This window comes from Pseudomonas trivialis (assembly GCF_036864995.1).
In the GTDB taxonomy this organism is placed as follows: Bacteria; Pseudomonadota; Gammaproteobacteria; order Pseudomonadales; family Pseudomonadaceae; genus Aquipseudomonas; species Aquipseudomonas trivialis.
This window is the reverse complement of the sequence record NZ_CP142151.1, coordinates 5,094,011-5,116,123: the sequence shown is the minus strand read 5'-3', so window position 1 is coordinate 5,116,123 and position 22,113 is coordinate 5,094,011. Positions and strand designations below refer to the sequence as shown.

Annotated in this window: 20 protein-coding genes; 8 read left to right on the top strand and 12 right to left on the bottom strand. The window is 63.7% G+C overall.

The annotated features are described in order from the left end of the window. Window positions 1-4: 4 nt before the first annotated feature. The 4 genes from metX to VRB54_RS22695 form a co-directional block, all read right to left on the bottom strand. On the bottom strand, window positions 5-1,111 hold the full coding sequence (gene metX / locus VRB54_RS22710) for a homoserine O-succinyltransferase MetX (protein ID WP_338481147.1): 1,107 nt from the start codon (window positions 1,109-1,111) through the stop codon (window positions 5-7). A 226-nt stretch (window positions 1,112-1,337) separates the two neighbouring features. After that, window positions 1,338-1,925 carry a YggT family protein gene (locus VRB54_RS22705; protein ID WP_057006518.1) on the bottom strand — a complete coding sequence of 196 codons (588 nt, stop codon included), beginning with the start codon at window positions 1,923-1,925 and terminating at the stop codon, window positions 1,338-1,340. Window positions 1,926-1,950: 25 nt separating this feature from the next. Continuing rightward, window positions 1,951-2,769: a pyrroline-5-carboxylate reductase gene (gene proC, locus VRB54_RS22700; RefSeq protein ID WP_338478839.1), complete on the bottom strand. Its 819-nt coding sequence runs from the start codon at window positions 2,767-2,769 to the stop codon at window positions 1,951-1,953. A 24-nt stretch (window positions 2,770-2,793) separates the two neighbouring features. After that, window positions 2,794-3,489 (bottom strand): YggS family pyridoxal phosphate-dependent enzyme, encoded by a 696-nt coding sequence (locus tag VRB54_RS22695; protein ID WP_231422732.1) that lies wholly within the window; start codon window positions 3,487-3,489, stop codon window positions 2,794-2,796. Window positions 3,490-3,546: 57 nt separating this feature from the next. Between VRB54_RS22695 and VRB54_RS22690 the strand changes: the two genes are divergently transcribed. Then, on the top strand, window positions 3,547-4,581 hold the full coding sequence (locus VRB54_RS22690) for a type IV pilus twitching motility protein PilT (protein WP_338478838.1): 1,035 nt from the start codon (window positions 3,547-3,549) through the stop codon (window positions 4,579-4,581). A gap of 75 nt (window positions 4,582-4,656) precedes the next feature. On the opposite strand, the gene VRB54_RS22685 is transcribed toward VRB54_RS22690, so the two are convergent. Further along, window positions 4,657-5,295 (bottom strand): C40 family peptidase, encoded by a 639-nt coding sequence (locus tag VRB54_RS22685; RefSeq protein ID WP_338481146.1) that lies wholly within the window; start codon window positions 5,293-5,295, stop codon window positions 4,657-4,659. A gap of 250 nt (window positions 5,296-5,545) precedes the next feature. Here VRB54_RS22685 and VRB54_RS22680 point away from each other — a divergent pair, with 250 nt between their 5' ends. Then, window positions 5,546-5,974 carry an NINE protein gene (locus tag VRB54_RS22680; RefSeq protein ID WP_422396067.1) on the top strand — a complete coding sequence of 143 codons (429 nt, stop codon included), beginning with the start codon at window positions 5,546-5,548 and terminating at the stop codon, window positions 5,972-5,974. Window positions 5,975-6,133: 159 nt separating this feature from the next. On the opposite strand, the gene VRB54_RS22675 is transcribed toward VRB54_RS22680, so the two are convergent. The 7 genes from VRB54_RS22675 to gshB form a co-directional block, all read right to left on the bottom strand. Beyond that, window positions 6,134-7,405, bottom strand: coding sequence for a dihydroorotase (locus VRB54_RS22675; protein ID WP_338478837.1), 1,272 nt, complete (start codon window positions 7,403-7,405; stop codon window positions 6,134-6,136). Continuing rightward, complete coding sequence (locus tag VRB54_RS22670; protein WP_338478836.1) at window positions 7,402-8,406, bottom strand: aspartate carbamoyltransferase catalytic subunit; 1,005 nt, start codon at window positions 8,404-8,406, stop codon at window positions 7,402-7,404. The genes VRB54_RS22675 and VRB54_RS22670 overlap by 4 nt, the downstream gene beginning before the upstream one ends. Before the next feature lie 24 nt (window positions 8,407-8,430). Beyond that, window positions 8,431-8,937: a bifunctional pyr operon transcriptional regulator/uracil phosphoribosyltransferase PyrR gene (gene pyrR, locus VRB54_RS22665; protein ID WP_338478835.1), complete on the bottom strand. Its 507-nt coding sequence runs from the start codon at window positions 8,935-8,937 to the stop codon at window positions 8,431-8,433. 73 nt (window positions 8,938-9,010) lie between these two features. Then, window positions 9,011-9,448, bottom strand: a complete 438-nt coding sequence (ruvX, locus tag VRB54_RS22660) for a Holliday junction resolvase RuvX (protein ID WP_003234589.1) — start codon at window positions 9,446-9,448, stop codon at window positions 9,011-9,013. Then, on the bottom strand, window positions 9,448-10,017 hold the full coding sequence (locus VRB54_RS22655) for a YqgE/AlgH family protein (protein ID WP_209990541.1): 570 nt from the start codon (window positions 10,015-10,017) through the stop codon (window positions 9,448-9,450). Before VRB54_RS22655 ends, ruvX begins: the two co-directional genes overlap by 1 nt. Before the next feature lie 67 nt (window positions 10,018-10,084). Beyond that, on the bottom strand, window positions 10,085-10,990 hold the full coding sequence (locus tag VRB54_RS22650; protein ID WP_338478834.1) for an energy transducer TonB: 906 nt from the start codon (window positions 10,988-10,990) through the stop codon (window positions 10,085-10,087). A gap of 76 nt (window positions 10,991-11,066) precedes the next feature. Next, the gene (gene gshB, locus VRB54_RS22645; protein WP_338478833.1) at window positions 11,067-12,020 is read right to left on the bottom strand and encodes a glutathione synthase; all 954 of its coding nucleotides are present in this window, start codon (window positions 12,018-12,020) and stop codon (window positions 11,067-11,069) included. Window positions 12,021-12,257: 237 nt separating this feature from the next. Here gshB and pilG point away from each other — a divergent pair, with 237 nt between their 5' ends. The 6 genes from pilG (at window position 12,258) to VRB54_RS22615 (ending at window position 22,097) form a co-directional block, all read left to right on the top strand. Next, on the top strand, window positions 12,258-12,665 hold the full coding sequence (gene pilG, locus VRB54_RS22640) for a twitching motility response regulator PilG (protein WP_003234584.1): 408 nt from the start codon (window positions 12,258-12,260) through the stop codon (window positions 12,663-12,665). Between the two features lie 45 nt (window positions 12,666-12,710). After that, window positions 12,711-13,076 carry a twitching motility response regulator PilH gene (gene pilH, locus VRB54_RS22635; RefSeq protein ID WP_003234583.1) on the top strand — a complete coding sequence of 122 codons (366 nt, stop codon included), beginning with the start codon at window positions 12,711-12,713 and terminating at the stop codon, window positions 13,074-13,076. A 12-nt stretch (window positions 13,077-13,088) separates the two neighbouring features. Then, the gene (locus VRB54_RS22630; RefSeq protein ID WP_057006531.1) at window positions 13,089-13,613 is read left to right on the top strand and encodes a chemotaxis protein CheW; all 525 of its coding nucleotides are present in this window, start codon (window positions 13,089-13,091) and stop codon (window positions 13,611-13,613) included. Then, window positions 13,610-15,661, top strand: a complete 2,052-nt coding sequence (locus tag VRB54_RS22625; protein WP_060548141.1) for a methyl-accepting chemotaxis protein — start codon at window positions 13,610-13,612, stop codon at window positions 15,659-15,661. Before VRB54_RS22630 ends, VRB54_RS22625 begins: the two co-directional genes overlap by 4 nt. A 168-nt stretch (window positions 15,662-15,829) precedes the next feature. Next, window positions 15,830-21,649 carry an Hpt domain-containing protein gene (locus VRB54_RS22620; RefSeq protein WP_338478832.1) on the top strand — a complete coding sequence of 1,940 codons (5,820 nt, stop codon included), beginning with the start codon at window positions 15,830-15,832 and terminating at the stop codon, window positions 21,647-21,649. Continuing rightward, window positions 21,642-22,097 carry a chemotaxis protein CheW gene (locus VRB54_RS22615; protein WP_338478831.1) on the top strand — a complete coding sequence of 152 codons (456 nt, stop codon included), beginning with the start codon at window positions 21,642-21,644 and terminating at the stop codon, window positions 22,095-22,097. The genes VRB54_RS22620 and VRB54_RS22615 overlap by 8 nt, the downstream gene beginning before the upstream one ends. The last annotated feature ends 16 nt before the right edge of the window (window positions 22,098-22,113 follow it).

The window sequence follows — 22,113 nt, the reverse complement described above, 5'->3', positions numbered from 1 at the left end:
GTTCTCACAAAATAATGCGGTTCATGTAATTGCTGAAGGCCTGCAAGTAACGCGGGATCGGAATCAGGAAGGCGTCATGGCCTTGCGGTGCGTCGATCTCCAGGTAGCAGACATTCTTTTTGGCGGCCATCAAGGCGTCCACCAGCTCGCGTGAGCGTGCCGGCGAGAAGCGCCAGTCGGTGGTGAACGACATCACGCAGAAGCTGGCGGTGACGTGCTCAAAGGTTTTCGCCAGGTCATCGTCATGGTTGGCCGCCGGGTCGAAGTAGTCCAGGGCCTTGGTCATCAGCAGGTAGGTGTTGGCGTCAAAGCGTCCGGAGAACTCCTCGCCCTGATAACGCAGGTAGCTTTCCACCTGGAACTCGACGCTGTGGAAGTCGTAGTTGAGCTTTTCGCTCTTGAGACCCCGGCCGAATTTCTCGCCCATGGAGTCATCGGACAGGTAAGTGATGTGCCCGACCATGCGCGCCAGCATCAGGCCGCGCTTGGGAATCACGCCGGCTTCCTGGAACGAACCACCGTGGAATTCGGGGTCGGTAAGGATTGCCTGGCGTGCCACTTCGTTGAAGGCAATGTTCTGCGCCGACAGTTTTGGCGCCGAGGCGATAGCCAGGCAGTGGCGCACGCGATCCGGGTAAGTGATGGTCCATTGCAGGGCCTGCATGCCGCCCAGGCTGCCGCCGATGACCGCTGCCCACTGCCCGATGCCGAGCAGGTCGGCCAGGCGCGCCTGGCTGTGCACCCAGTCTTCCACGGTGAGCACCGGGAAGTCGGCGCCGAACGGCTTGCCGGTTTCCGGGTTGAGGCTGCTCGGGCCGGTGGAGCCGTTGCAGCCGCCGAGGTTGTTGAGGCTCACCACAAAGAACTTATGGGTATCGATGGGCTTGCCGGGGCCGATGCAGCTGTCCCACCAACCGGGCTTGCGCTCGTCGGCGCTGTGGAAGCCGGCGGCGTGGTGATGGCCAGACAGGGCGTGGCAGATCAGCACGGCGTTGCTCGCCGTGGCGTTCAGCTGGCCATAGGTTTCATAGATCAGGTCATAGGCCGGCAGCGACCGGCCGCAGGCCAGGGCCAGCGGTTCGCTGAAGTGCGCCACTTGGGGCACGACCAGTCCAACAGAATCGGGGGGAAGGCAGCTGACATCGACCCTGCTCTCGTTTAAATGAGGCGTAAGTCTAAAGAGCGGGGGGGCCAGCGGCAAGCAAAGGCCTGCCCCCGCGCGCAGATATCAAATGTGGGAGGGGGCTTGCTCCCGATAGCGGTGTGTCAGTCACCTGTATTTCAACTGACACTCCGCCATCGGGAGCAAGCCCCTCCCACATTTTTGCCGCGTTCGTTCAGATCAGGCCGAAAAGCTCTTTGGGCATGAACGCATAGAACGCCAGCCGCGGAATCACCCAGCTTTGCAGCAGCTGGATTGCGATAAACGCGAAGATCGGCGAAATATCCAGGCCGCCCAGGTTGGGAATCAGGCGACGGAACGGCGCAAGCACCGGCTCGGTGATCTGGTACACCAGCTCCGCGCCCGGGCTGCGGCTGCCCGGTGCAACCCACGAGAGGATCACGCTGATGATCATCGACCAGAAAATGATCTTCAAAAACAGCGAGAACACCCCGATCAGCGCCCACGGCAACAGCAGCGGCGTGAAGGCCTGATAGCCACTGAGCATCAGGATCACCACGAACAGCAGCATTTGCAGCAGCAGCGCAAGCACCAGCGACGACATGTCCAGGCCGAACAGGCTCGGGATCACCCGGCGCAGCGGCTTGAGCAGCGGTTGCGTGGCCTTGACCACGAACTGGCACAGCGGGTTGTAGAAGTTCGCCCGCACCAGTTGCAGGATAAAGCGCATCAGCACGATCAGCAGGTACAGGCTGCCCAGGGTCTGGATGATGAAGATGGCAGCGTCATTGATTCCGAGCATGTTTGATTACCTTGGTAAGGGACGACTATTTGCCCAGTTGCTCGGCCATCTCGGCCGAACGATGTGCCGCAGCACTCAGTGCTGTTTCCACCAGGGCTTCAAAGCCCCCGGCCTGGAACGATTCGATGGCCGCTTGCGTGGTGCCGCCCGGCGAGGTCACGCGACGGCGCAGTTCGGCGGCGTCCACCTCGCTGGCGACAGCCATTTTTGCCGCGCCCAGCGCTGTCTGCTCGGCCAGCTGTTCTGCCACGTCATGGGGCAGACCCAGTTTGACGCCGGCGGCGGTCATGGCTTCGATCAGCAGGAAAAAGTACGCCGGGCCGCTGCCGGACACGGCGGTGACCGCATCCAGTTGCTGCTCTTGCGCAAGCCATACGGCGATGCCCACGGCAGACAGCAACGTCTGGGCCTGGTCACGCTGTGTGGCGCTGACTTCGGCGGTGGCGTAGAGGCCGCTCACGCCCTGGCGCAGCAGCGACGGGGTATTGGGCATGCAACGCACGATCGGCTGGGCGCCGAGCCAGTGGTTCATGCTGGCACAGGTGATACCGGCGGCAATCGATACCACAAGCTGATGCGGTTGCAGGCTTGGCCGCAGGCTTTCGCACACAGCTTTCATGGCCTGTGGCTTGACCGCCAGCACGATCACATCGACGCCGTGGATGGCCTCGGCATTGTCGGCGAAGGTCTCGATACCGTGCTCGGCGCTGACGCGCGCGCGGGTCTCGTCGCCCGGGTCGCTGGCGCGGATCTGCGCGGCGTCCAGGCCCTTGGCCCGCAGGCCGCCGATCAGGCTGGCCGCCATGTTACCGGCACCGATAAAGGCAATACGCGTGTCTTTCATGACAGGTCCTTAGCTAAATGAACGTCAGCCATGTGACGGCTGGCCGTAGTCGCGGGCGCCAAACAGCGCGGTACCGACCCGCACCCAGGTGGCGCCCTGGGCGATGGCCGACGCGAGGTCGTGGCTCATGCCCATGGAAAGTGTGTCCAGCGCCAGATTCAGGCTGGCTTGCAACTCGCGCACGCTGGCGAACGCGGCGTCCTGTGCCGCGCGGTCTTCAGTCGGCTCAGGGATCGCCATCAGGCCTCGCAGCGTCAGGTGCGGCAGGGCGCTGATGGCGTTCGCCAGGGCCGGCAGGTCGGCGGGCGTGCAGCCGGACTTGCTGGCTTCGCCACTGACGTTGACCTGGATGCAGATATTGAGCGGCGGCAGGTCGGCCGGGCGTTGTTCGGACAGGCGTTGTGCGATTTTCAGGCGGTCCACGGAATGCACCCAGGCGAAGTTTTCGGCGATCGCGCGCGTCTTGTTCGATTGAATGGGGCCGATGAAGTGCCAACTCAAGGGCAGGTCGGACAATTGCGCCTGTTTGCCCAGCGCTTCCTGCAGGTAGTTCTCGCCGAAGTCGCGCACCCCGGCGGCATAGGCCTCGCGCACGGCCTCGGCGGGTTTGGTCTTGCTCACGGCCAGCAGGTGGATGCTGCTCGGGTCACGTTGCACGGCCTCGGCTGCGGCGCGGATGCGCTGGCTAACCTGGCCGATGTTGTCTGCTATCGTCGACATTCAAGATGCACCCGTGGATATGGAGTCCGCGGCATTCTACTGGAAATGGAAAGCCCTATGGATATCACTCAATTGCTGGCGGCCAGCGTGCGCCGTGGCGCCTCCGACCTGCATCTGTCGGCGGGTCTGGTGCCGATGTTGCGTATTGATGGCGAGGTATGGCCACTGGATTGGCCGGTGCTTTCACCACCGCAAGTAGCGGACTTGTTGAGCCCTTTGCTCAATCAACACCAGCAAAAGGATTTCGAAACATCTCTTGAAACGGATTTTGCGTTCGAGCTGCCGGACGTGGCGCGGTTCCGGGTGAACGTGTTCCAGCAGGCGCGTGGCGTGGGTGCGGTGTTTCGCACCATTCCCTGCGAGGTCCAGAGCCTGGAGAGCCTGGGGCTGGGCGAGGTCTTCCAGCGCATCGCCCGCTTGCCGCGCGGCCTGGTGCTGGTGACCGGGCCAACAGGGTCTGGCAAGTCCACCACGCTGGCGGCGATGATCGATGACCTCAATCGGCATCGGCGCCAGCACATCCTCACGCTGGAAGACCCCATCGAATTTATCCACCGGCCGAACATGGCCTTGATCAACCAGCGCCAGGTGCACCGCGATACCCACAGCTTTTCGACGGCCCTGCGCTCGGCGCTGCGCGAAGACCCGGACGTGATCCTGATCGGCGAATTGCGCGACCTGGAAACCATTCGCCTGGCGTTGACGGCGGCGGAGACCGGGCACCTGGTGTTCGGTACCCTGCACACCACCTCGGCGGCCAAGAGCGTGGACCGGCTGGTGGATGTATTCCCGGCGGGGGAAAAGGCCATGGTGCGCTCGATGCTGGCGCAATCGCTGCAGGCAGTGGTGTCACAGGTGCTGGTCAGGAAGCCCGGCGGCGGGCGCGTGGCGGCCCATGAAATCATGCTGTGCACGCCGGCCATTCGTAATCTGATTCGCGAGGACAAGGTGGCGCAGATGGTCTCGGCGATTCAGACCGGCGGAGCGGTGGGGATGAAGACGCTGGACATGAGCTTGAAGGCGCTGGTGAACGAGGGGCTGATCAGCCGGGAGGACGCACGCGAGAAGGCAACAGTGCCTGGGGATATATAGGTCTCAAGGACAATGAAACCCAAATGTGGGAGGGGGTTGCCCCCTCCCACATTTACTGCCTGTGAGCCTGGAAAATCAGCGCTGCACGATCCGCAGGTTGTTGTTCTGCTCTTTGGGCAGCACGCGCTTGGCGATCACGTAGTTCTTGTCCCAGAACGGCTTTTTCAGCGTGTCGATGCTCACCGACTTGCCACGACGCGGTGCGTGGATGAAGCGGTCGTTGCCCAGGTAAATGGCAACGTGGTTAACCTGGCGACTCTTCAACTTGAAGAACAGCAGGTCGCCCGGCTTCAGGTCCTTGCGGTCAACCTTCTGCCCGTGGCCGGCGGCCATGGCGTTGGACGTACGCGGCAAATCCACCGCCTTGACGTCATTGAAGGCATATTTCACCAAACCGCTGCAGTCGAACCCTTTACTTGGGCTGCTGCCGCCCCAACGATAAGGAGTACCGAGCACATTCACGGCGCGGCTGAGAACAGTGCTGCTCTGTCTGGTGTTGACGGCCATCAGCGCTGGAGTCGCTTTGCCGTGTGCCTTGCTCAGTTGAGTCGGGCGCTTGACGGTCAGCTTGGCTGATTTGGCGTTGACTGGGGTGCTATGAACTTTAGGGGTGAAACCGTTAACGTTGGGAAGACGTTGCTCACGATTGGTGGCGTGAGCGGCCAGTGGCATTAATAGGCAGATGGTTAGCCATGTCTTGAAGAAAGGTCGCATTCGGCGTGGCTCATATGGGTTAGCGCGCAACTTTATAACAGCTTTTTGTGTCGATCTCAGGCCGTTTGTCGACTGAACCTTGACGGCAAAATCAGGAAAATGGCGACGATTGACTGCCATTGTCGGACACAAGTCAGGTGGCATAAGGCTTTCAGGGCAGGGAAGATACCATTTGCCGTACGTCGGGCGCTTGTAAAAAAGTCACAAAGAAAGTGAAAAAATTTATCTATCGAGGCAGATGAGGTACGCGATGAACACCTATCAACAGATTGGCCAGCAGCAAGACACCCACAGCAAGGTGATCGGTTACCTGCTGTGGATTTTCGGTTTTACCGGCGCCCATCGTTTTTATTACGGCAAACCCGTGACCGGAACGATCTGGTTTTTCACCCTGGGTTTGCTGGGTATCGGCTGGCTGATCGACTTCTTCCTGATCCCGGCCATGGACCGTGAAGCCGATCTGCGTTTTACCGCCGGGCCTATCGAATACAACATTGCGTGGGTTCTGCTGGCGTTTCTGGGCGTGTTCGGTGTGCACCGCATGTACCAGGGCAAATGGATCACCGGCCTGATCTACCTGCTGACCGGCGGGTTGTTCCTGGTGGGGGTGTTGTATGACTTCTGGACCTTGAATACGCAGATTTCGATCCGCAATGCCGAACGCAATAGCGGCCGATAAATCGCGTAACCCTGATGGCGTTCATAAGCCTGATGGAGCTCAAATGTGGGAGGGGGCTTGCTCCCGATAGCGGTGGACCAGTCAGCTCATCTGTTGCTGACCCACTGCAATCGGGAGCAAGCCCCTCCCACATTTACTGTGCCCACTTTAAAAGCCGGGTCAGGCCTGGTAGCTGATGCGGCCGTCCACCAAGGTATAACGCACGGTCGCCGGCAGGCTATGCCCGATAAACGGGCAGTTCTCACCCTTGGACAGCCAATGCTCCCCGGCAATCGTCGAGCTGGCCGGGTCAAACAACACCAGGTCCGCCGCCGCCCCCACTGCCAACTTGCCCGCCGGCAGCCGCAAGGCCTCGGCCGGGCCGTTGCTCAGGCGTGCCAGTAACGTCGGCAAGTCCAGCAAGCCGTCTTCCACCAGGGTCATCGCCAGGGGCAGCAACAGCTCAACGCTGCTGATACCTGGCTCGGTCGCGCCAAACGGCGCCAGCTTGGCGTCGCGTTCGTGGGGCTGGTGATGGCTGGAAATCGCCGACACCACACCGGATTTGACCGCCGCCCGCAAACCCTCGCGGTCGGCCAATGTGCGCAGCGGCGGCTGCACGTGGTACAGGCTGGAGAAGTCGATCAGCGCTTCATCCGTGAGGATCAACTGGTACAGCGCCACGTCCGCCGTCACCGGCAAGCCACGGGCCTGGGCCTGGGCGATCAGGGCAACCCCGCGTGCGCTGGTCAGTTGGCTGAAATGCGCGCGCACGCCGCTTTGTTCCACCAGCAGCAGGTCGCGCGCCAGGGCCACGGTCTCGGCGGTTTCCGGGATGCCCGGCAGGCCGAGGAAGCTGGCCACGGCGCCTTCATGGGCCAGGCCACCTTCGGCCAGGTCGCGGTCCTGGGAATGGAAGATCACCGTCAGGTCGAAGGTGGCCGCGTATTCCAGGGCACGGCACAGGGTGCGGGTGCTGCGAAAGCTCTCCAGGCCGTTGCCGAAGGCCACGCAACCGGCGTCGCGCAGGGCGATCAGCTCGGCAAGCTGCTCGCCGTCCAGGCCTTTGCTCAGGGCACCGATGGGGAACACCTTGCAATTGCCGGCCTCGCGGGCGCGGTCGAGGATCAGCTCGGTCACCGCCGAGGTGTCCAGCACCGGTTTGGTGTGCGGCGGGCAGCACAGGCTGGTCACGCCACCGGCAGCGGCGGCGCGGGTTTCGCTGGCAATGCTGCCCTTGCGGCTGTAGCCCGGCTCGCGCAGGGCGACGTTCAGGTCCACCAGGCCCGGTGCGGCCACCAAGCCGCTGGCGTCGATGCTTTCAGTCGGGCTGAAACCTGCGGGCGCAGCGCCGATGGCAATGATCTTGCCGGCTTCCAGATGCAGATCGGTAACTTGATCCAGGCCGGTAGCCGGATCGATAACGTGCGCGCCAAGGATGCTGAGCTTCACTGGGCGTTCTCCTGCTCGAATTGACGTTGCGCGGTTTGCCCGCTCATGGCCATGGACATTACCGCCATGCGCACGGCGATGCCGTAGGTCACCTGATTGAGAATCACCGACTGGTTGCCGTCGGCCACCGCCGACTCGATCTCCACGCCCCGGTTGATCGGGCCCGGGTGCATCACGATGGCATCCGGTTTCGCGCCGGCCAGGCGTACGGTGGTCAGGCCGAACAGGCGGTAGAACTCACCCTCGCTCGGCAGCAGGCCACCGGACATGCGTTCGCGTTGCAGGCGCAGCATGATCACCACGTCCACGTCCTTGAGGCCTTCGGTCATGTTGGTGTAGACCTTGACGCCGTATTGCTCGATGCCGATCGGCAGCAGGGTCTTGGGCGCGATCACGCGGATATCCGGGCAGCCCAGGGCTTTGAGGGCCAGCATGTTCGAGCGCGCCACCCGCGAGTGCAGGATGTCGCCGACGATGGCCACCGAAAGGTTTTCAAAGCTGCCCTTGTGCCGCCGGATGGTGAGCATGTCGAGCATGCCCTGGGTCGGGTGGGCGTGACGGCCGTCGCCGCCGTTGATGATCGCCACCTGCGGGCACACGTGCTCGGCGATGAAGTGCGCGGCGCCGGAGTCGCCGTGGCGCACCACGAACATGTCGGCGGCCATGGCTTCGAGGTTTCGCAGGGTGTCGAGCAGGGTTTCGCCCTTGCTCGCCGACGAGGTGGACACGTTCAGCGTGATCACGTCGGCCGACAGGCGCTGGGCCGCCAGCTCAAAGGTGGTGCGGGTGCGCGTGGAGTTCTCGAAGAACACATTGCAGATGGTCTTGCCGCGCAGCAGCGGGACCTTCTTCACCGCGCGCCCGCCGACTTCGAGGAACGAGTCGGCGGTGTCGAGGATTTCGGTGAGCAGTTCGCGAGGCAAACCGTCGAGGGACAAGAAATGTTGCAACTGACCCTGAGCATTGAGCTGCAGCGGGCGCTTGGCATCTAGAGGCGTCATCGCGGGGACTCTTTACAAGGCGGTTTAAAGGGCGAGGTCTTGCAGTTCGAGTTCGAGCGGCGTGGGACCGGACAATTTTACCCGCTGGTGGGCAGCCAAAGACAGTGTCGCGCCGACCACGTCCGGGCTGATCGGCAATTCGCCGGCGTCCAGGTCCAGCAGGCACACCAGCGTCACGCTGGCCGGGCGCCCGTAGTCGAACAGCTCGTTGAGGGCGGCGCGAATGGTGCGGCCGCTCATCAGCACGTCGTCGATCAGCACCAGATGTTGGCCTTCCACCTCAAACGGCAGCGCCGAGGGTTGCACTTGCGGGTGCAGACCGTTCTGGCTGAAGTCGTCACGGTAGAACGACACGTCCAGAGTGCCCAGCGGCGACTCGCTGCCCAGCTCGGTCAGCAACGCCTGGGCCACCCACACGCCGCCGGTGCGAATGCCGATGAAGCGCGGTTCGCTGATGCCGCGGTGTTCCAGGTGGGCCCTGAGGCGTGTGGCCATCTGGGTGATCAGTTCGGCGGGATTGGGCAGGCTCATGGGGGCTCCTTGGTAGGCCTCGCGCAGGCAAGGTCCGGGCTCAAACGTAAAAAGACGCGGCATGCCGCGTCAGTCAGGATGCAAATAAAGCCGTGTTTTCATCCAGCCAGCCCTGCAACAACAGGGCCGCGGCGATAGCGTCTACCGGGTTGTCGCGGTAGCTGCCCTTCTGCCCGCCACGGTCGCGGCGCTCACCCTTGGCTTCAAAGGTGGTCAGGCGTTCATCGTGGGTATAGAAGGGCAGGTTGTAGCGGCCATTGAGGCGGCGCGCGAATTTTTCGGCGCGCAGGCACATCTCGCTGGGGGTGCCGTCCATGTTCAAGGGCAGGCCGACCACCACGGCGTCGGGCTTCCATTCATTGATAAGGGCTTCGACCTGATTCCAGTCCGGCACGCCGTTCTGGGCCTTCAAGGTGCACAGCTCGCGCGCCTGGCCGGTGATCACCTGGCCGACGGCCACGCCGATCTGTTTGGTGCCGTAGTCGAACCCGAGGATCAAGCGCAAAGCCATCAGGCGTGCCCCGCCTGGCTTGTCAGCAGGTTGAGGTTGACCCGCAGCTTGGCAGCGGCCGCTTCCAGGCGCAGTTCGCTGGCGGTGTTGAACAGGATGTCGGCGTCGAACGGGCAGGTCAGCCAGGCGTTGCTCGCCAGCTCCGCCTCCAGTTGCCCGGCTTCCCAGCCGGCGTAGCCCAGGGTGATCACGCTTTGCTCCGGGCCCACGCCGTCGGCGATGGCGAACAGCACGTCCTGAGAGGTGGACAGCGACACACCGTCCAGGTCCACCGTGGCCTGGAACGTCGGCCCGGTCGGATGCAGCACGAAGCCGCGATCGGTCTGCACCGGCCCGCCGATGTAGATCGGCACGCCCTGGCAACGGGCGGGCGCGTCGATGTCCGGGCGCAGTTGCTCGAGGATATCGGCCAGGTTCAGTTCCTGCGGGCGGTTCACCACCAACCCCATGGCACCATTGGCGGTGTGCTCGACAATGTAGGTCAAGGTCTGCGCAAAGTTCGGGTCGGCCATGTGGGGCATGGCGATCAGGAAGTGGTGCTTGAGGTAGGTCGGGCTGACATTTTTCATGTCCGGTAGTGTGGCGGTGGAGGGGCGACCTGACAAGCCGGGGATGAATTGCACAAGGCAATTGTCATCAGTTGCTGTACAGCCGATCGCCCTTGGCGAATTTCCAGGTGCGGATGATTTCCAGGCGGTCCACGTCGTTCAGGTCGCCGGAAAACGGCGCAAAGGGCGCGGCCAGGCGCACGATGCGCTGAGCGGCCTGGTCCAGCAGCGGCTGGCCGGAGGACTCCAGTACCTGCACTTCGTACAGCGTGCCATCACGGTTGATTGACACCAATAGACGCAAATTCCCGTAAATCTGCTGACGCCGCGCTTCTTCCGGGTAGTTCAGGTTGCCGATGCGCTCGACCTTCTTGCGCCACTCGTCCTTATACCAGGCACCTTTGTCGCGCATGGTCGAGGCCGCGTTGAGCCGGTAGATACGCGGGCGCTTGGCGTACAGCTGTTGTTCGTGGGCCAGTTCGGCTTCCAGGCTGGAAATCTCGTCGGACAGGGTTGAGCTGTCGAACGTCGGTGCCGGCTTTGCCGGTTCGGGCTGCGGGTCGGTTTTGGTCTTTTCGCGCTGCACCGGCGCTTTTTTCGGTTTGGGCGCGACGGTAGTCACCGCAGGCTTGGGCGCGGCCTGCCTGACCTCTGGCTTTGGCGCCGGCGGCGGGGAGACCTTATTGACCTTGTTGTCCTGGAAGGGCGCCACTTCAGTGGTCTTGGGCACGGCTTTCTTGTCGAGCGTGCCGCTGCCCTGCTGGTTTTCCTGGGCAAGAAAATCGGCCTTCTCGGGCGTCTTTTCGCTTTTGAACGTGGCGAGGGTGATTTCCAGCGTCTGGGTGATCTGCCTGGGCTCGACCATGCTAAAGCCCACACCGAGGATCAATGCCAGGTGAATCAACGCTGCCAGAAACAGGGTAAATCCGAGCCGATCAGCCGGGCGCACGCCGCTTTGGGAGAGTTCGGGGGGCAGTTGGGGCGGGAGCGTCATGACAAAAAAACCAACATCGCGCGTTTCACAGGTGGGGCATGATAACGCAATGTTGGCGTGTGTCCGGCTGTCTATGTCACTTGGATTGCAGCTTGCGCTCAATCGCGGCCATCAGCATTTCGCCGATGTTCGTGCCAAATGCGTTATCGATCTCGCGAATACAGGTCGGGCTGGTCACGTTGATTTCCGTGAGGTTCTCACCGATCACGTCCAGGCCGACAAACAGCAGGCCCTTTTCGCGCAGGGTCGGGCCGACCTGTTCTGCAATCCAGCGATCCTTGTCCGACAGCGGACGCGCTTCACCGCGCCCACCCGCCGCCAGGTTGCCGCGAGTCTCGCCCGCCGCCGGAATCCGCGCCAGGCAGTAATCCACCGGTTCGCCGTCGATCATCAGGATGCGCTTGTCGCCGTCCTTGATCGCCGGCAGGTAGGCCTGGCCCATGATCTGCTGGGTGCCCAGCACGGTCAGGGTCTCCAGGATCACCGACAGGTTGGGGTCGCCGGCGCGGTGGCGGAAAATCGAGGTGCCGCCCATGCCGTCCAGCGGTTTGAGAATCACATCCCCATGTTTGGCGGCAAATTCACGCAGCACATCGGCACGACGGCTGACCACGGTGGGCGGCGTGCACTGCGGAAACAGCGTGGCGAACAGCTTTTCGTTGCAGTCACGCAGGCTCTGCGGCTTGTTGACGATCAGCACGCCGGCGCGCTCGACCTGCTCCAGCAGGTAGGTGGAGTAGACGAACTCCATGTCGAACGGCGGGTCCTTGCGCATCAGGATCACGTCCAGATCGCTCAGCGGGCTGTCGATTTCGTCTTGCAGCTCGAACCATTTCCCGGGGTTGGCAAACACCTGCAGCGGGCGCATGCAGGCACGGGCCTCGCCGTCGCCCTGGTAAAGGTCGCGCTGCTCCATATAGAACAGAGTCCAGCCACGGGCCTGAGCGGCCAGCAGCATGGCTAGCGAGCTGTCCTTTTTATAGGAGATGCTGGCGATAGGGTCCATGACAATGCCGACGCGAACGCTCATGGGGGATTTCCTCTGCAGATAGGCGCATAAAAAGTGGCGTCAGAGTGGCGCTGCGGCTGTTGTGGGTCAAGGAAAAACCACCGCGCGGGTGCCTCGATAGATTGCACCCCGAGACTGTGCTAAAAAGACTGCCACAGCGCACCAGCCCTTGAATTCCAAGGCTTGCGGCGCTCATGCTGTGCGTCGTCAGGCAGCACGCACGAAAAACCGATTCGCTGTGGCGATGGTAGAGCAACTATGGAACAGCATTCCAACGCCTTGAGAGTGATGGTGATCGACGATTCGAAGACGATCCGCCGCACCGCCGAAACCCTGTTGAAGAACGTGGGCTGCGACGTGATCACGGCCATCGACGGTTTCGATGCCCTGGCCCGGATTGTCGATCATCACCCGCACATTATTTTCGTCGACATCATGATGCCGCGCCTGGATGGCTATCAGACTTGCGCGCTGGTGAAGAACAACCCGGCGTTCAAGGCGATCCCCGTGATCATGCTGTCGTCCAAGGACGGTCTGTTCGACAAGGCCAAGGGGCGCATCGTGGGGGTCGATCAGTTTTTGACCAAGCCGTTCAGCAAGGAAGAACTGCTGGGCGCGATCAAGGCCTGCGTGCCCGGGTTCGCCGCAGTAGAACAAGCACACTGACGCCGCCCCCGTGGGCCGGCGCCGACCAATGTAGTGGGGAAAACCATGGCACGTGTTCTGATCGTCGACGATTCGCCGACCGAAATGTACAAACTCACCGGCATGCTGGAAAAGCACGGCCACCAGGTGCTGAAAGCCGAGAACGGCGCGGACGGCGTGGCACTGGCCCGTCAGGAAAAGCCCGACGCCGTGCTGATGGACATCGTGATGCCTGGCCTCAACGGCTTCCAGGCCACGCGCCAACTGTCCAAGGAGCCGGAAACCAACGGCATCCCGATCATCATCATCACCACCAAAGACCAGGAAACCGACAAGATCTGGGGCGCGCGCCAGGGCGCCAAGGATTACCTGACCAAACCGGTGGACGAAGACACCCTGATCGCCACCCTCAACAAGGTGCTGGCCGGCTGACGACACGCCATCATGACCGAGTCGCACACCGCCTTCGAGCTGCTGCTGGACATCGACCGCCGCTGTCGCCTGCTGGCCGCCGACCTGCCGTCCCAGGAAACCCGCCTGCAACGCTGGAGCGGCATCGGCTTTCGCCTGGGGCAGCACTGGTACGTGGCGCCCATCGGTGAAGTCGCCGAGGTGCTGCATGAACCGCGCTGCACCTTGATGCCCGGCGTGAAGCCCTGGGTCAAGGGCGTGGCCAACCTGCGCGGGCGACTGTTGCCGGTGATGGACCTGGGCGGGTTCCTCGGCCTGCCCCTGTCCAGGGTGCGCAAGCAGCGGCGGGTATTGGTGGTGGAGGTCAACGAGCTGTTTGTCGGGCTGCTGGTGGATGAGGTGGTGGGGATGCAGCATTTCGCACAAGACGCGCTGGTGAGCGATGCCCGCCCCGACGCGCCGTATATCCAGGGCCGCTTCGACGGCGAGCCGCAATGGCAGGTGTTCAGCCCCTTCGCCCTGGCCGAGGCCCCGGGCTTTATGGATGTAGCCGCATGACCACCCCGACCACGCCCAGGCCCCAGGCCGCGTCGCGCAGCCGTTCACAGATCATCGTGCTGTTCATCGCGTTGATCGTGTTCATCATGCTGCTGTTTGCCAACTTCGCGTACCTCAACACCCAGTCCACCTACGATAAACAGTACATCGGCCACGCCGGCGAGCTGCGCGTGCTGTCCCAGCGCATCGCCAAGAACGCCACCGAAGCCGCCGCCGGCAAGGCGGCGGCGTTCAAGCTGCTCGCCGAAGCGCGCAACGACTTCGCGCAGCGCTGGGGCTACCTGAAAAAAGGCGACCGGGACACCGGCCTGCCCGCCGCGCCCAGTGCCGTGCGCAACGAAATGCGCGCGGTGCAGACCGACTGGGAAGCGCTGCTGAAAAACACCGACGCAATCCTCGCCAGCGAACAGACGGTGCTGTCCCTGCATCAGGTGGCCGCGACCCTGGCCGAAACCGTGCCGCAATTGCAGATGGAGTCGGAAAAAGTCGTCGACATCCTGCTGCAGCGCGGTGCCCCCGCAAGCCAGGTGGCCCTGGCCCAGCGTCAGTCGTTGCTGGCCGAACGCATCCTGGGTGCGGTCAACACCGTGCTTGCTGGCGACGAAACCGCCGTGCAGGCCGCCGATGCCTTTGGCCGCGACGCCAACCGCTTTGGCGTGGTGCTCAATGGCATGCTCAACGGCAACCCCGGGCTGCGCATCACCCAGGTCGAAGACCGTGACGCCCGCGCGCGGCTGACAGAAATCGCCGAGCTGTTCGAGTTCGTGTCCGGCTCGGTGGATGAAATCCTCGAGACCTCGCCGCAACTGTTCCAGGTGCGTGCCTCGGCGAGCAATATCTTCAACCTGTCGCAGACCCTGCTCGATGAAGCCTCGCACCTGGCCACCGGTTTCGAAAACCTCGCCAGCGGACGCAGCTTCGACACCATCGGCGGCTACGTGCTGGGCTTGCTGGCGCTGACCTCGATCATCCTGATCGGCCTGGTGATGGTGCGCGAAACCAACCGCCAACTGCGTGAAACCGCCGAGAAGAACGAGCGCAATCAGAACGCGATCATGCGCCTGCTCGATGAAATCGAAGACCTGGCCGACGGCGACCTCACTGTAACGGCCTCGGTGACCGAGGACTTCACCGGCACCATTGCCGACTCGATCAACTATTCCGTGGACCAACTGCGCGATCTGGTCGCCACCATCAACCTCACGGCGGGCCAGGTGGCCGGTGCCGTGCAAGAGACCCAGGCCACCGCCATGCACCTGGCCCAGGCCTCGGAGCATCAGGCCCAGCAGATCGCCGAAGCCTCCACCGCGATCAACCAGATGGCCCAGTCCATCGACCACGTCTCGGCCAACGCCGCCGAATCCTCGGCGGTGGCGGAGCGCTCGGTGGAGATCGCCAACAAGGGCAACGAGGTGGTGCACAACACCATCCACGGCATGGACAACATTCGCGAACAGATCCAGGACACCGCCAAACGCATCAAGCGCCTGGGCGAGTCGTCCCAGGAAATCGGCGATATCGTCAGCCTGATTGACGACATCGCCGACCAGACCAACATCCTCGCCCTGAACGCCGCGATCCAGGCGAGCATGGCCGGTGACGCCGGGCGCGGGTTCGCCGTGGTGGCCGATGAAGTGCAGCGCCTGGCCGAGCGCTCATCGGCGGCCACCCGGCAGATTGAAACCCTGGTGCGGGCGATCCAGGCCGACACCAACGAAGCCGTGATTTCCATGGAGCAGACCACCACCGAAGTGGTGCGCGGCGCGCGATTGGCCCAGGACGCCGGTGTGGCGCTGGAGGAGATCGAAGGTGTGTCCAAGACCCTGGCGGCGCTGATCCAGAGTATTTCCAATGCGGCGCAGCAACAGACGTCGTCGGCGGGGCAGATCTCCCTGACCATGAATGTGATTCAGCAGATCACCACCCAGACCTCGTCGGGCTCGACGGCGACCGCCGAGAGCATCGGCAACCTGGCAAAAATGGCCAGCCAGTTGCGGCGTTCGGTGTCGGGTTTCACCCTTCCGCCGCCCAAACCGGTCGACGATTGAAATGCGATTCAAATGTGAGAGGGGGCTTGCTCCCGATAGCGGTACATCAGTCAATGAATCAGGTGCCTGACCCATCGCCATCGGGAGCAAGCCCCTCCCACATGGGATCTCCTTTACTGTCGAGATCTTGGCAACACCAGCAACCCACGAATTCTAAGCGGAGCAGTTATGGTTGATCGGCACGACTACGTGGCCCTCGAATGGGTCAAGGGCGACATTGCCGAAACCCTGAAACAGGCCCGTTCAGCGCTGGACGCGTTTGTCGAAACCCGCGACGCCGACGCCCTGGGCGAGTGCCTGGCGTGCATCCACCAAGTGCATGGCGCGCTGCAAATGGTCGAGTTCTACGGCGCGGCGTTGCTCGCCGAAGAGATCGAGGAACTGGCCCTGGCGCTGCAGGCTGAACGCGTCAGCCAGCGCGACGAAAGCATCCGCCTGCTGCAACAGGCCCTCGGCCAACTGCCGCTGTACCTGGACCGCGTGCACAGCGCCCGCCGCGATTTGCCGCTGGTGGTGCTGCCTTTGCTCAACGACCTGCGCAGCGCCCGTGGCGAAAGCCTGCTGTCGGAAACCAGCCTGTTCAGCCCGCAGTTGCTGTCGATTGCGCCGCTGCCCGACGACGCCCTGGCCCAGCGCGATCAGCCCGAGCTTCACGAGCAATTGCGCCAGTGGCAGCAATGGTTGCAGCAGGCGCTGGCCGGGTTGCTGCGCGAGGACCACGGCCCGAGCAACCTGGAAGACATGGCGCGAGTGTTCGCGCGCCTCGAAGCGCTGTGCCAGGGCGCGCCGCTGTTGCCCTTGTGGCAGGTCACCTCGGCGCTGGTCGAGGGCATGCTCACCGGCGTGATCGCCAACAGCCCGGCGTTGCGCAGCCTGCTCAAGGCCAGTGGCAAACAACTCAAGCGTCTGCTCGCCCAGGGCATTGGCGGCATCAACCAGCCGGCGCCGGATGGCTTGCTCAAGAGCCTGTTGTTCTACGTCGCCAAGGTGACCCGGCCGACGCCGCGCATGCAGAGTTTGAAGGAACGCTACGGCCTGGATGACGCCTTGCCCGACAGCGCGCTGGTGGATGCCGAGCGTGCGCGCCTGGCCGGGCCGGACCGCAATGCCATGGGCTCGGTGCTTGGTGCATTGTGTGAAGAACTGGTGCGGGTCAAGGAGCGGCTGGACCTGTTCGTGCGCAGCGACCGCCAGCACATCGGCGACCTCGACGCGCTGCTGGCGCCGCTGCGCCAGATCGCCGACACCCTGGCGGTGCTGGGCTTCGGCCAGCCGCGCAAAGTGATCATCGACCAGTTGGCCGTGGTGCAGAGCCTGGCCCAGGGGCAGCGCGAACCCAATGATCCGGTGCTGATGGACGTGGCGGGCGCGTTGCTCTACGTCGAAGCCACGCTGGCGGGCATGGTCGGTACCGTGGAGGCGCAGGGCCGCGAGGAGAGCCGCCTGCCCACCACCGACCTGACCCAGATTCACCAGTTGGTGATCCGCGAATCCTGCCAGTGCCTCAAGCAGGCCAGGGAGCTGGTGATCGATTGCCTCGAAGCGGATTGGGACCGCCAGCACCTGGAGTCGCTGCCAGAGCTGCTGAGCCAAGTACGTGGCGCGCTGGCCATGATCCCCTTGCCCCGCGCGGCGAGCCTGATGCGCGGCTGCGCCGACTACGTGAATGAACAGCTGATGGTCAAGGATGCCGCACCGTCCGAGGTGCAGCTGGAGCATTTCGCCGAGGTGATCAGCAGCCTGGAGTACTACCTCGAACGCATGCTCCAGGACCCCGACGCCGACGGCGAACGGGTGCTGGAGATGGCCACCCAGGGCCTGACCGCGCTGGGTTACCTGCCTGCGGCCAAACCCTGGCGCCAGGCGCTGGTGGCGCCGGAGGGTGCGCTTTCGAGCGATGAGGCGCCGAGCCAGTCGCAGTTCGACGCCCTGGCCAGCCCCACCTCACGCCTGAACCCGCCGGCCCGACAGCGCCCCGGCAGCCTGTTGCCGCCGCCGGCCGACGAAGCCCCCATCGACGACGAACTGCGCGAAGTTTTCCTCGAAGAAACCGACGAAGTCCTCGAGGTGCTGCACCGTGACCTGCCCAACAGCGCCGACAAAACCGCCCAGGCCGAAATGCGCCGCGCCTTTCACACCCTTAAGGGCAGCGGCCGCATGGTGCGCGCGCTGGTACTGGCCGAGCTGGCCTGGGCCGTGGAAAACCTGCTCAACCGCGTGCTGGAGCGCAGCGTGGTCCTTGGCGCCGACGTGCAAGAGGTGCTGGATGAAACCGTGGCCCTGCTGCCGGAACTGATTGCCGATTTTGCCGGCGACGACCAGCGCCAGCGCGATGAAGTCGACGCCCTGGCCGCGCGCGCCCACGCCTTGGCCAGCGGCACGCCAACCCACGCGGTCGAACCCCACGACCCGATGCTGCTGGAGATTTTCCGCAACGAAGCCCAGAGCCACCTCGAGAGCCTCAATCACTTTCTGCACCAGGCCGCCGAGCACGTTCCGCTGCACGTCAGCGACGCCTTGCAACGCGCGCTGCACACCCTCAAGGGCAGCGCCTACATGGCCGGTGTGTTGCCCATCGCCGAACTGGCGCGTCCGCTCGATCACCTGACCCGTGAATACAAGGCCCACCGCCTGCCGCTGGACCTGGACGAAGTGGAATTGCTGCTGGAAGCCGAAGGCCTGTTCCAGCAAGGCCTGCGCCAGTTGCACCGCGACCCGCTGGTGCCGATCAAAGGCGCGGCAGAGTTGATCAGCCGCACCCAGGCGTTGCTCGACCAGCAGCTTCAAGCCTTGCTCGACGCTCCCGGCACGGGCCTGCGCATCAAGCGCGACCCGCAGTTGATCAGCAACTTCCTGGCCCAGGGCATGGACATTCTGCTGGATGCCGAAAACCTGCTGCGCCGCTGGCAGCAGCACCCTGGCGAGCGCCAGGAGCTGAGCGCGCTGCTGGACGAATTGACCACGCTGGGGGAGGGCGCACACCTCGCCGACCTGCACCCCATCGATGCCCTGTGTGAAGCCTTGCTCGACCTTTATGGCGCCGTGGAAGAAAGCAGCCTTGCGGTCAGCGCGCGGTTTTTTCATGAGGCCGAACAGGCCCACGAAGCATTGATCAACATGCTCGACCAGTTGGCCGCCGGCCAGGAAATCAGCCCGGCACCGGCCCGTTTGCAGGCCCTGCGCGAGCTGCTCGACGATGCACTCGACCCGTCCGCCACCGGGCTGATCACCCGCGACGGCCACAACGCCCCGAACATCGCCGAACTGGGCGCCGCCACGGCGCAGTTGGAGCAGGCAACGGCGATGGACGACGAGATCGTCGAGATCTTCCTCGAAGAGGCAGTGGACATTCTCGACAGCGCCGGCCAGTCGCTCAAACGCTGGCTGCTGGACCCGGAAAACGCCGCGCCACTGTCGTCCCTGCAACGCGATCTGCACACCCTCAAGGGTGGCGCGCGCATGGCCGAAATCGAGCCGGTGGGCGACCTCGCCCAGGAGCTTGAATGCCTGTACGAAGGCCTGGTGGACCGCCGCTACAGCTACTCGGCCGAACTGTCGCGCCTGCTGATGGCCAGTCACGAGCAGTTGGCCTTGCAACTGGAAGAGCTGCGCGACCATCAGCCGCTGAGCGATAGCCGCGAACTGATCGACACGCTGCGTGCGTTTCGCCAGGCCAGTACGCCGGCTGCACCGGTTGGCGCACCGCAGGCCGCCAGTGCCGACCCCGAGCTGCTGGATATCTTCCTCGAAGAAGCGGCCGATATCCTCGACAGTTCCGGCGCCGCGCTGCTGCGCTGGCAGGCCGAGCCGGGCGGTCGCCAGGAAGTGGAAACCCTGCTGCGCGACCTGCACACCCTCAAGGGCGGCGCGCGCATGGTCGAGATCGCGCCGATTGGCGACCTGGCCCATGAGCTGGAATTTCTCTACGAAGGGCTATCCGCCGGCTTGCTTGCGCCGTCGGCCGAGCTGTTCGCCTTGCTGCAAGGCTGCCACGACCGCCTGGCGCAGATGATCGACGCGGTCGCCGATGGCCTGCCGGTGGGCTCGGTGGACAAGCTGATCACGCGCATCAGAAGCCTGGTGCAGCCCAGCGCGGAACCGCTGGGGCCGGTGGCGTTGCCGGCGGGCAAGACCGAAACGGCCGTCGACCCGAACGCCGACATGGTGAAGATCTCCGCCGACCTGCTCGACGATTTGGTCAATTTGGCCGGCGAAACCTCGATCTTCCGAGGACGCATCGAACAGCAGGTCAACGACGCGCGCGCCGCGTTGAGCGAGGTGGAAACCACCATCGAACGCATGCGTGACCAACTGCGCCGGCTCGACAGCGAAACCCAGGGCCGCCTGCTCAGCCGTCAGCAGGCCGAGGCTGAACGCCTGGGCTATGAAGAATTCGATCCGCTGGAAATGGACCGCCACTCACAGTTGCAGCAGTTGTCCCGCGCGCTGTCCGAGTCGGCCAGCGACCTGCTGGATCTCAAGGAAACCCTTGAGCGTCGTAACCAGGATGCCCATGACCTGTTGCAGCAACAGGCGCGCATCAACACCGCCTTGCAGGAAGGCCTGATGCGCACCCGCATGGTGCCGTTCGAACGCATGCTGCCACGCCTCAAGCGCATCGTGCGCCAGGTGGCGCAAGAGTTGGGCAAGGACGTGGAATTCGTGGTCGGCAATGCCGAGGGCGAGATGGACCGCAACGTGCTGGAGCGCATGGTCGCGCCGCTCGAACATATGCTGCGCAACGCCGTCGACCATGGCCTGGAATCGCGTGAGGCCCGCCTGTCGGCGGGCAAGCCCGAGACGGGCCGCATCACCCTGGACCTGACCCACGAAGGCGGCGACATCGTGTTCGACATGCGCGACGACGGCGCCGGCGTGCCCCTCGACGCGGTGCGGCGCAAGGCGATCAAGCGCGGGCTGCTCAAGCCCGATCAGGAAATGAGCGACCGTGACGTGTTGCAGTTCATCCTGCAGCCGGGGTTTTCCACCGCCGAGAAAATCACGCAGATTTCCGGGCGTGGCGTGGGCATGGACGTGGTGCATGAAGAGGTGCGCCAGCTGGGCGGCTCAATGGTGATCGATTCGACCTCGGGAGCGGGCGTGCACTTTCGCATTCGCCTGCCGTTCACCGTGTCGGTCAACCGCGCGTTGATGGTGCAGTGCGCAGACGATCAATACGCGATCCCGCTCAACACCATTGAAGGCCTGGTGCGCGTGCCCCCCCATGAACTGGCCGGGCATTATCAACAGGGCCCGCCGTGTTACGAGTACGCCGGCCAACGCTATGAGCTGTTCTACCTGGGCGATCTGCTGCACACCGTCGGCCGCCCGAAACTGCTGGGCGAGTACCAACCGGTACCGGTGTTGCTGGTGCACTGCAATGAGCGACGCGTGGCGGTGCATGTGGATGCCATGGCGGGCACGCGCGAGATTGTGGTCAAGGGCCTGGGTCCGCAGTTTGCCGGGGTGCAGGGGCTGTCCGGCGCAACGATTCTGGGCGATGGCCGCGTGGTGCTGATCATCGACCTGCTGGCGCATATCCGCGCGCGGCAACCGGCCTTGCCGGCGCAGGCGCTGGACGCGCCGCTGGTGCTCAACGACCCGCTGAAAAAGCGTGCGCTGCTGGTGCTGGTGGTGGACGATTCGGTCACCGTGCGCAAAGTCACCAGCCGCCTGCTGGAGCGCAACGGCATGAACGTGCTCACCGCCAAGGACGGCATCGACGCTCTGGCTGTGCTTGAGGAACACACCCCGGACCTGATGCTGCTCGACATCGAAATGCCGCGCATGGATGGTTTCGAAGTGGCGATCCAGGTGCGCAACGACCCACGGCTGATGCGCCTGCCGATCATCATGATCACCTCGCGCACCGGCCAGAAACACCGCGACCGCGCCATGGCCATCGGCGTCAACGACTACCTCGGCAAGCCGTACCAGGAGTCGGTGCTGCTGGAAAGCATCGCCTATTGGAGCAAGTCCCATGCTTGACCACCGCGCCACCCAACTCACCGGCCTGCTGCTGCCCCTGGCTGATCGTCACCTGGTATTACCCAACGTCGCCATTGCCGAGTTGATCGACTTCCAGCGTGGAGAGCCGGCCAGTGATGCGCCGCCGTGGTATCTGCGGCAAGTGACCTGGCGTGATCGGCAGATTCCGTTGATCAGCTTTGAAGCGGTGTGCGGCGAAGCCAGCCTGACCGGCGAGCGTTCGCGCATCGTGGTGCTGAACGCCCTCGGCGGGAGGCCAACGCTGAAGTTCATTGCGCTGGTGATCCAGGGGATTCCCCGCTCGTACAAGCTCGACAGCGAATTAAGCTACGTCGACGTGCCGCTGTGCCCGCTGGAGCTGGCGGCGGTGCAGGTGGGCGAGCATGTGGCGAGAGTGCCGGATTTGATGGGGCTTGAAGCGCTGCTGGTCGAGTCCGGCCTGGCCTGATGACATGCCGTGTGAA

Excerpts from the sequence above, each read along its gene's own strand:
- VRB54_RS22705 (WP_057006518.1), bottom strand. The coding sequence starts at position 1,925 with ATGCTCGGAATCAATGACGCTGCCATCTTCATCATCCAGACCCTGGGC.
- proC (WP_338478839.1), bottom strand. The coding sequence starts at position 2,769 with ATGAAAGACACGCGTATTGCCTTTATCGGTGCCGGTAACATGGCGGCC.
- VRB54_RS22695 (WP_231422732.1), bottom strand. The coding sequence starts at position 3,489 with ATGTCGACGATAGCAGACAACATCGGCCAGGTTAGCCAGCGCATCCGC.
- VRB54_RS22690 (WP_338478838.1), top strand. The coding sequence starts at position 3,547 with ATGGATATCACTCAATTGCTGGCGGCCAGCGTGCGCCGTGGCGCCTCC.
- VRB54_RS22685 (WP_338481146.1), bottom strand. The coding sequence starts at position 5,295 with ATGCGACCTTTCTTCAAGACATGGCTAACCATCTGCCTATTAATGCCA.
- VRB54_RS22680 (WP_422396067.1), top strand. The coding sequence starts at position 5,546 with ATGAACACCTATCAACAGATTGGCCAGCAGCAAGACACCCACAGCAAG.
- VRB54_RS22670 (WP_338478836.1), bottom strand. The coding sequence starts at position 8,406 with ATGACGCCTCTAGATGCCAAGCGCCCGCTGCAGCTCAATGCTCAGGGT.
- pyrR (WP_338478835.1), bottom strand. The coding sequence starts at position 8,937 with ATGAGCCTGCCCAATCCCGCCGAACTGATCACCCAGATGGCCACACGC.
- ruvX (WP_003234589.1), bottom strand. The coding sequence starts at position 9,448 with ATGGCTTTGCGCTTGATCCTCGGGTTCGACTACGGCACCAAACAGATC.
- VRB54_RS22655 (WP_209990541.1), bottom strand. The coding sequence starts at position 10,017 with ATGAAAAATGTCAGCCCGACCTACCTCAAGCACCACTTCCTGATCGCC.
- VRB54_RS22650 (WP_338478834.1), bottom strand. The coding sequence starts at position 10,990 with ATGACGCTCCCGCCCCAACTGCCCCCCGAACTCTCCCAAAGCGGCGTG.
- gshB (WP_338478833.1), bottom strand. The coding sequence starts at position 12,020 with ATGAGCGTTCGCGTCGGCATTGTCATGGACCCTATCGCCAGCATCTCC.
- pilG (WP_003234584.1), top strand. The coding sequence starts at position 12,258 with ATGGAACAGCATTCCAACGCCTTGAGAGTGATGGTGATCGACGATTCG.
- pilH (WP_003234583.1), top strand. The coding sequence starts at position 12,711 with ATGGCACGTGTTCTGATCGTCGACGATTCGCCGACCGAAATGTACAAA.
- VRB54_RS22630 (WP_057006531.1), top strand. The coding sequence starts at position 13,089 with ATGACCGAGTCGCACACCGCCTTCGAGCTGCTGCTGGACATCGACCGC.
- VRB54_RS22625 (WP_060548141.1), top strand. The coding sequence starts at position 13,610 with ATGACCACCCCGACCACGCCCAGGCCCCAGGCCGCGTCGCGCAGCCGT.
- VRB54_RS22620 (WP_338478832.1), top strand. The coding sequence starts at position 15,830 with ATGGTTGATCGGCACGACTACGTGGCCCTCGAATGGGTCAAGGGCGAC.
- VRB54_RS22615 (WP_338478831.1), top strand. The coding sequence starts at position 21,642 with ATGCTTGACCACCGCGCCACCCAACTCACCGGCCTGCTGCTGCCCCTG.